The 6,606-nt window shown below is 56.4% G+C and carries 7 protein-coding genes; 6 read left to right on the top strand and 1 reads right to left on the bottom strand.

The genetic code is table 11. From position 1 onward, the window contains the following. Window positions 1-150 precede the first annotated feature (150 nt). Window positions 151-570: a pilin gene (locus tag CNQ84_RS20960; protein ID WP_096006524.1), complete on the bottom strand. Its 420-nt coding sequence runs from the start codon at window positions 568-570 to the stop codon at window positions 151-153. A gap of 269 nt (window positions 571-839) precedes the next feature. On the opposite strand from CNQ84_RS20960, the gene pilB reads away from it, so the two are divergent. The 6 genes from pilB to CNQ84_RS20055 are packed head-to-tail and all read left to right on the top strand — an operon-like array spanning window position 840 to window position 6,471. Further along, window positions 840-2,540, top strand: a complete 1,701-nt coding sequence (gene pilB / locus CNQ84_RS20080) for a type IV-A pilus assembly ATPase PilB (RefSeq protein WP_096006523.1) — start codon at window positions 840-842, stop codon at window positions 2,538-2,540. A gap of 3 nt (window positions 2,541-2,543) precedes the next feature. Further along, complete coding sequence (locus tag CNQ84_RS20075; RefSeq protein ID WP_096006522.1) at window positions 2,544-3,803, top strand: type II secretion system F family protein; 1,260 nt, start codon at window positions 2,544-2,546, stop codon at window positions 3,801-3,803. 4 nt (window positions 3,804-3,807) lie between these two features. Beyond that, window positions 3,808-4,680, top strand: a complete 873-nt coding sequence (locus CNQ84_RS20070; protein ID WP_096006521.1) for a prepilin peptidase — start codon at window positions 3,808-3,810, stop codon at window positions 4,678-4,680. A 53-nt stretch (window positions 4,681-4,733) separates the two neighbouring features. Next, window positions 4,734-5,336 carry a dephospho-CoA kinase gene (coaE, locus tag CNQ84_RS20065; protein WP_096006520.1) on the top strand — a complete coding sequence of 201 codons (603 nt, stop codon included), beginning with the start codon at window positions 4,734-4,736 and terminating at the stop codon, window positions 5,334-5,336. After that, window positions 5,333-5,524 carry a DNA gyrase inhibitor YacG gene (gene yacG, locus CNQ84_RS20060; protein ID WP_096006519.1) on the top strand — a complete coding sequence of 64 codons (192 nt, stop codon included), beginning with the start codon at window positions 5,333-5,335 and terminating at the stop codon, window positions 5,522-5,524. The genes coaE and yacG overlap by 4 nt, the downstream gene beginning before the upstream one ends. Before the next feature lie 2 nt (window positions 5,525-5,526). Further along, window positions 5,527-6,471 (top strand): Nudix family hydrolase, encoded by a 945-nt coding sequence (locus CNQ84_RS20055; protein ID WP_096006525.1) that lies wholly within the window; start codon window positions 5,527-5,529, stop codon window positions 6,469-6,471. The last annotated feature ends 135 nt before the right edge of the window (window positions 6,472-6,606 follow it).

Raw genomic sequence — 6,606 nt, 5'->3', positions numbered from 1 at the left:
GTGTATTCCCTGTACGCTTACCGTCAATCAGGATAGCGTCCAGACTCAGACGGCGCCCATAAAAAACCCCCGGACAAGCCGGGGGTTTTCATCGATAAGAGTCAACAAGCAGCGCGTGTAACTACTGCTAAAACTCTTTCCACCTATCCGTTAGCGGCAACCAGACGGAATGTGGGCGGCATCGATAGTACCGGCACAAGTCCAGCCGGAGATCTGACCGCTAGCAGTAACGCCAGGAGTCATAGTCATGCTGGTACCAGCCAAAGCGCCGTCAGTGAAAGCAACAGTAATGACACCAGCGTTGCTCACGGTTACATCACCCGGATCAAAATATTGACCATCAAGCAGCAGCGCCGAAGCGATGGTGGTGGCGCTAGCAGCAGCCGCAGCGGCCTCTGCAGAATCCACAGCGATATCAGCCTGCAGACCAGCGGTTGCCTTCAAGCCTTCAGTAGCTTGGGCGCGAGCGGTGTAGTCCTGGTAGGCCGGCAGTGCGATGGCAGCCAGGATACCGATGATCGCGACTACGATCATCAGCTCGATCAAGGTAAAACCCTTTTGAGCCTTCATAGTAAACTCCTTTTGTGAGATAGCCGGTTGGCTACCTGACGTAAAAGCAAATGCTGTGCCATCCGCTGCAAAGCCCTATCGCTAAAGCTTTTCCAACCAAATTGAGCAGTAGCCACGACGCGAAAGCTCACACAAATAGGCCGAAAGTGACTTTTTTTGTCACACATCAAAGACCCCGTACGCCTTAACCCGCACAACAGTGCAATTAGTAAGGCACGTGTACTATAGTGAAGAGTAAAGCGTAACGATTGATTGGAACCTAAGGCCTCATGGAAACTCCCGTTTTATCAGGGCTCGCACGCCGTATCGTGCAAGAAGGGATCCTAAGCTCGGAAGCCGCGAGCAAAGCATCTCAACAGGCAGCGCAAGATAAGATCCCGTTCATTACCCACCTCGTCCAACGAAAGCTTGCCGACGCAAAGTCGCTAGCCATGGTGTGCGCAGACGAGTTCGGCTACCCCTACTTTGATCTGGCAGCACTGGAAAAAGAGGCGCAGCCCAGCGAGCTGGTCAGTGAAAAGCTGATACGCCAACACAACGTTATGCCTCTATTCAAGAGAGGCTCCAGACTTTACCTGGCCCTATCGGACCCAACCAATCAACAAGCGCTTAGCGACATTCAGTTCAACACAGGCTTGATGACCGATGCAGTAATCGTGGAAGACGACAAACTGCATAATGCGATAGAAAAATACTTGGACAACCCAACCGGCGGCTTGGGAGACATCACGGATAACGACCTGGATGAACTTGACGTCCAGGCCGTAAAAGATGACGAAAAGCAGGAGGGCGGCTCCGATGCAGATGACGCCCCAATCGTTCGATTCGTGAACAAAATGCTGCTAGACGCCGTGCGTATGGGGTCTTCTGATTTACACTTTGAACCTTACGAAAAGGTGTATCGCGTACGTTTTCGCACCGACGGCGTCCTCCACGAGGTGGCAAAACCCCCGCAGCAGCTCGGTGTTCGCATTGCTGCTCGCCTGAAGGTTATGTCTTCGATGGACCTCGCCGAGCGTCGGAAACCGCAGGACGGCCGCATCAAGCTGAAGATATCCAAAAACAAGGCCATCGACTTCCGGGTTAATACCCTACCTACATTGTGGGGCGAGAAAGTAGTACTCCGTATCCTCGACTCTGAAAGCGCAAAAATGGGTATTGATGCCCTGGGCTACGAAGATGACCAGAAGCAGATGTATCTGGCGGCGCTTTCACGCCCGCAAGGCATGATCTTGGTCACAGGGCCCACCGGCTCAGGCAAGACAGTTTCCCTTTATACGGGCCTGAATATCCTGAACACCAGTGAGCGGAACATATCAACTGCCGAAGACCCGGTTGAGATCAACCTAGAGGGCATCAACCAGGTCAACGTCAACCCCAAGCAGGGGATGGATTTTGCAAAAGCCCTGCGCGCGTTCCTCCGCCAGGACCCAGACATCATCATGGTGGGTGAGATCCGCGACCTTGAAACCGCTGAAATTGCCATCAAGGCCGCACAAACGGGCCACATGGTGATGTCGACGCTGCACACCAACAGCGCCGCTGAAACACTGACGCGGATGCGCAACATGGGTGTCCCATCTTTCAACATCGCCACATCGGTAAATCTCATCATCGCGCAACGCCTTGCCAGACGCCTATGTAAAAGCTGCAAGAAGCCGATGGAGGTTCCAAGAGAAACACTGATCGAAGAAGGGTTCTCCACCGAAAAAATTGATGCTGGGCTGACAATTTATGGCCCTGTGGGTTGCGAAAATTGCAAAGACGGTTATAAAGGACGTGTTGGTATCTATGAGGTCGTCAGGATCACCCCGGCCATGCAACGCATCATCATGGAAGACGGCAACTCGATTCAGATCTCAGACGTCGCCCAGAGCGAGGGCTTCAGAAACTTACGTCAGTCAGCCCTGATGAAGGTCGAAGAGGGCGTGACCAGTCTGGCGGAAGTAAACCGAGTGACCAAGGACTAAGTCATGGCGCAACAAGCAGCACTTAAAAAGACCCCTGCCGCCGCCAAAAAGGCCAAGGAAGAAAAGCTTTTCCCTTTCAAATGGGAGGGAAAAGATCGTAAAGGCACCAAAATCACTGGTGAGATTCAGGGCGCTAATGCAGCCCTAATCAAGCACCAGCTGCGAAAACAGGGGATTCTGGTCACCAAGATCAACCGCAAGTCCACCCTGTTCAGCAAGCGGGCGAAACCGATCAAGCCGCTAGACATTGCCTTTTTTACACGGCAACTGGCAACAATGATGGAGTCTGGCGTGCCCATCATTCAGGCGTTTGAAATCATCGCTGAAGGGGCTGAAAACCCCAACCTCGCGAAGCTCGTCAACGAGATAAAAACCAATGTGGCTGCTGGTAACACGCTGGCAGATTCCCTGCGCCAGCATCCTCAGCACTTTGACGACCTCTTTTGCAACCTTGTCGAGTCGGGGGAGCAGTCCGGTCGTCTCGAGTCGCTACTTGACCGCATCGCGACTTACAAAGAGAAAACCGAGGCCCTCAAAGCCAAAATCAAGAAGGCGATGACCTACCCGATTGCAGTTATTGTGGTAGCGATTATCGTGACCGCCATTCTGCTGCTGAAAGTAGTTCCAAGCTTCCAAGAGGTCTTCTCTAACTTTGGCGCCGAGCTACCCGCGTTCACCACCTTCGTCATCGCGTTATCCGAATGGCTGCAATCTTGGTGGTTCATCCTGCTGGTTATGATAATCATCGCGGGTTATGCCTATGGGCAAGCGCACCGTCGATCCAAAGCCTTTAGAGACTTCCAGGACAGGACCTTACTCAAAGCTCCCATTGTAGGCGAAATCATTTATCAGGCTGCCGTAGCGCGTTATGCGCGTACGCTGTCGACAACCTTTGCGGCCGGCGTACCTCTTGTAGATGCCCTTGATTCTGTGGCCGGAGCATCAGGTAATGTCGTGTTTTACAACGCGGTGATGAAAATCAAAGAGAACGTCTCTGCCGGCTCTCAACTTCACTTCTCAATGCGCACCACCAATGTGTTCCCTTCGCTCGCTGTGCAAATGGCCGGCATCGGCGAGGAGTCAGGTAACCTGGACGGAATGCTGGAAAAAGTAGCGGACTACTACGAGGCGGAAGTTGACAACAAAGTTGACAACCTGACGACACTACTTGAGCCGATGATCATGTGTGTGCTGGGCGTCTTGGTAGGTGGCCTCATCATCGCCATGTACCTTCCAATCTTCCAGCTCGGTAACGTCGTCTAAACACATGCAATTCAGCTCTTATCTGGCCAGCACCCCGCTGGCCTTTATTTTGCTCGCCGGCCTCCTGGGCCTGATCATTGGCAGTTTTCTCAACGTAGTCATTCTGCGCGTACCGCGCATGCTCGAGATTGAGTGGCAGCAGCAGGCGCGGGAGATTCTTGAGCCAGACCGCGAGCATGAGCCACCTGCCACATACAACCTGATTCTGCCGCACTCGCATTGCCCCAAGTGCAAGACCGAGATAAAACCCTGGCAGAACATACCGGTCATCAGCTACCTCTTGCTCCGTGGCCGTTGCGGCAACTGCAAGGAGCCGATCAGCCTGCGCTACCCGGCAATCGAGCTGCTCACTGCCGGCCTGTCCATGCTGGTTGCCTGGCAAATGGGCTTTGGCCTGGCAACCGCGGGCATGCTGGTGCTCACTTGGGCGTTGATCTGCCTGAGCATGATTGACGCCGATACCCAACTGCTACCGGACATCATCGTCCTGCCATTGCTGTGGCTAGGCCTGATCCTCAACAACTTTGGTGTGTACACCGACCTCAACACCGCGCTATGGGGCGCCGTAGCAGGCTACCTGAGCCTGTGGTCGGTTTACTGGCTGTTCAAGCTGGTTACCGGCAAGGAAGGCATGGGTTACGGCGACTTCAAGCTGTTGGCCATGCTGGGCGCCTGGGGTGGCTGGCAGGTATTGCCACTGACCATCCTGCTGTCGTCATTGGTCGGTGCGATTTTGGGCATCATAATTCTCAAGGCACGTGGTGCTAGCAACAGCACCCCACTGCCATTCGGGCCCTACCTGGCCATCGCCGGCTGGATCGCACTGATCTGGGGTGAGACAATCACCGACCACTATTTGCGTTTCGCCGGCTTCTGAGCTGCCCTCCCCGGGCGACCAGATCGCTGGCTGCCTGACTGAAGGAACCCCGGATGATCATAGGCCTGACCGGCGGGATCGGCAGCGGGAAAACTGCTGCCGCCAACCGCTTTGCTGCCGCTCACGGCATTCATGTTGTGGATGCCGACCAGAAGTCCCGCGTTGTTGTCGAGCCCGGCCGCCCAGCACTCACCCATATCGTTGATCGCTTTGGCGAAGCCATCCTGCTGAAGGACGGTAGCCTGAATCGCAGCGCCCTGCGCGAAAAGGTCTTCGCAGCCCCGCAGGAGCGGCAATGGCTGGAGGAGCTGCTGCACCCACTGATCCGCGACGAGATCATCTCCGACCTGCAGTCGGCAAACTCCCCTTACGCCCTGCTGGTTTCTCCCCTGCTAGTAGAGTCCGGACAGAATAACCTGACCTCTCGCGTCATCGTCGTCGACGTTCCAGAGGCGATGCAGCTAGCCCGCACCGTCGAGCGTGACGCCGTTCCCGAGGCCCAAGTGCGCGCGATCATGCAGGCGCAAGCCCAGCGTGAAGAGCGCATGCGTCACGCTCATGACGTGCTGACCAACGACGGTGACCTGGCCGCCTTGCACGCGCAGGTAGACGCACTGCACAAACGCTATCTGGAACTGCTGGAGCGCCCCCAATGACGCTGACCGTCAACTGCCCCACCTGTCAGGCCCCGGTGTCCTGGACTGATCAATTTCCACAACGCCCCTTCTGCAGCGAGCGCTGCCGGCTGATCGATCTAGGCGCCTGGGCCGCCGAAGAACATGTCATCCCCGGCGGCGAGAATGAAGAGCAGGACCTGTTCTCTGACGACCTGCCGGAGCAATGACGGTGCGCCGCATTCATGTCATGGCTGCGGTGATTCGCGACGCCGAACGTCGTATTCTGATTGCCAAAAGACCCAACGACGCCCACCAGGGCGGGCTATGGGAGTTTCCGGGGGGCAAGCTCGAGCCGGGCGAGAGCCGCCTGGAGGCGCTGCAACGTGAGCTGAGTGAGGAGCTGGGTATAACCGTGCAGCAAGCTCGACCACTGATTGACCTGCAGCACAATTACCCGGACAAGCACATCAGACTGGATGTCTGGGAAGTATCCGAGTTCACGGGCACGGCGCACGGCGCAGAAGGCCAACCGGTCCAATGGGTAACCGAACAGCAACTGCCAAGCTATGACTTTCCGGCGGCCAACCAGCCTATCGTGGCAGCAGCCCGACTCCCCCAGCGCTATCTGATTACGCCCGATTGCACAGCGGTAGAGTTGCTACAGGGCATTGAGCACGCAATCGACGCTGGCATTCGCCTGATTCAACTGCGCCAAACCCAGCTTGATACCCAAGGCTATCGAGCTCTTTGCAAGGACGTGCTACAGCGCTACGGCGCACGGGCCACCTTTATGCTCAAGGGCGATCAGCCAACTCCAGAGCCCAGTGCCGGGTGGCACCTGACATCACGGCAGCTACGTGCACTGTGCAGCCAGCCGGAACCAGCACGCCCTCTACCCGCTGAGCGCTGGCTCAGTGCATCCTGCCATGACGCCGAGGAGCTGCAGATGGCGGAGAGGCTTGGAGTAGATTTTGCTGTGCTGTCGCCCTTGCTGCCTACAGCGTCACATCCGGAAGCCAATCCATTGGGCTGGGAGCAGGCCCACGCCATGCTCAACAACTGTCGCCTGCCGGTTTATCTGCTGGGTGGGCTTACTGGCGCCGACTTGGCGTCTGCGCATAACGCGGGTGCACAGGGCGTTGCCGCGATACGTGGGCTGTGGAAGCTCCCATAGGGCCAGAGCATGCCTTGGCCGCGCGGCCTCTGTGCTGGTATCAAGAAGCGGGCGCGACATGTCGCGCTCCTTCGCAAGCACCTCTGCCGAGGGCCTTGGTCGGGAGTAGTGCCGAAGTCGAGTAAAACACTATCC

Origin of the sequence: Pseudomonas abyssi, assembly GCF_002307495.1 — a bacterium.
GTDB classification, from domain to species: Bacteria; Pseudomonadota; Gammaproteobacteria; order Pseudomonadales; family Pseudomonadaceae; genus Halopseudomonas; species Halopseudomonas abyssi.
This window is presented reverse-complemented; position numbering and strand designations above follow the sequence as displayed.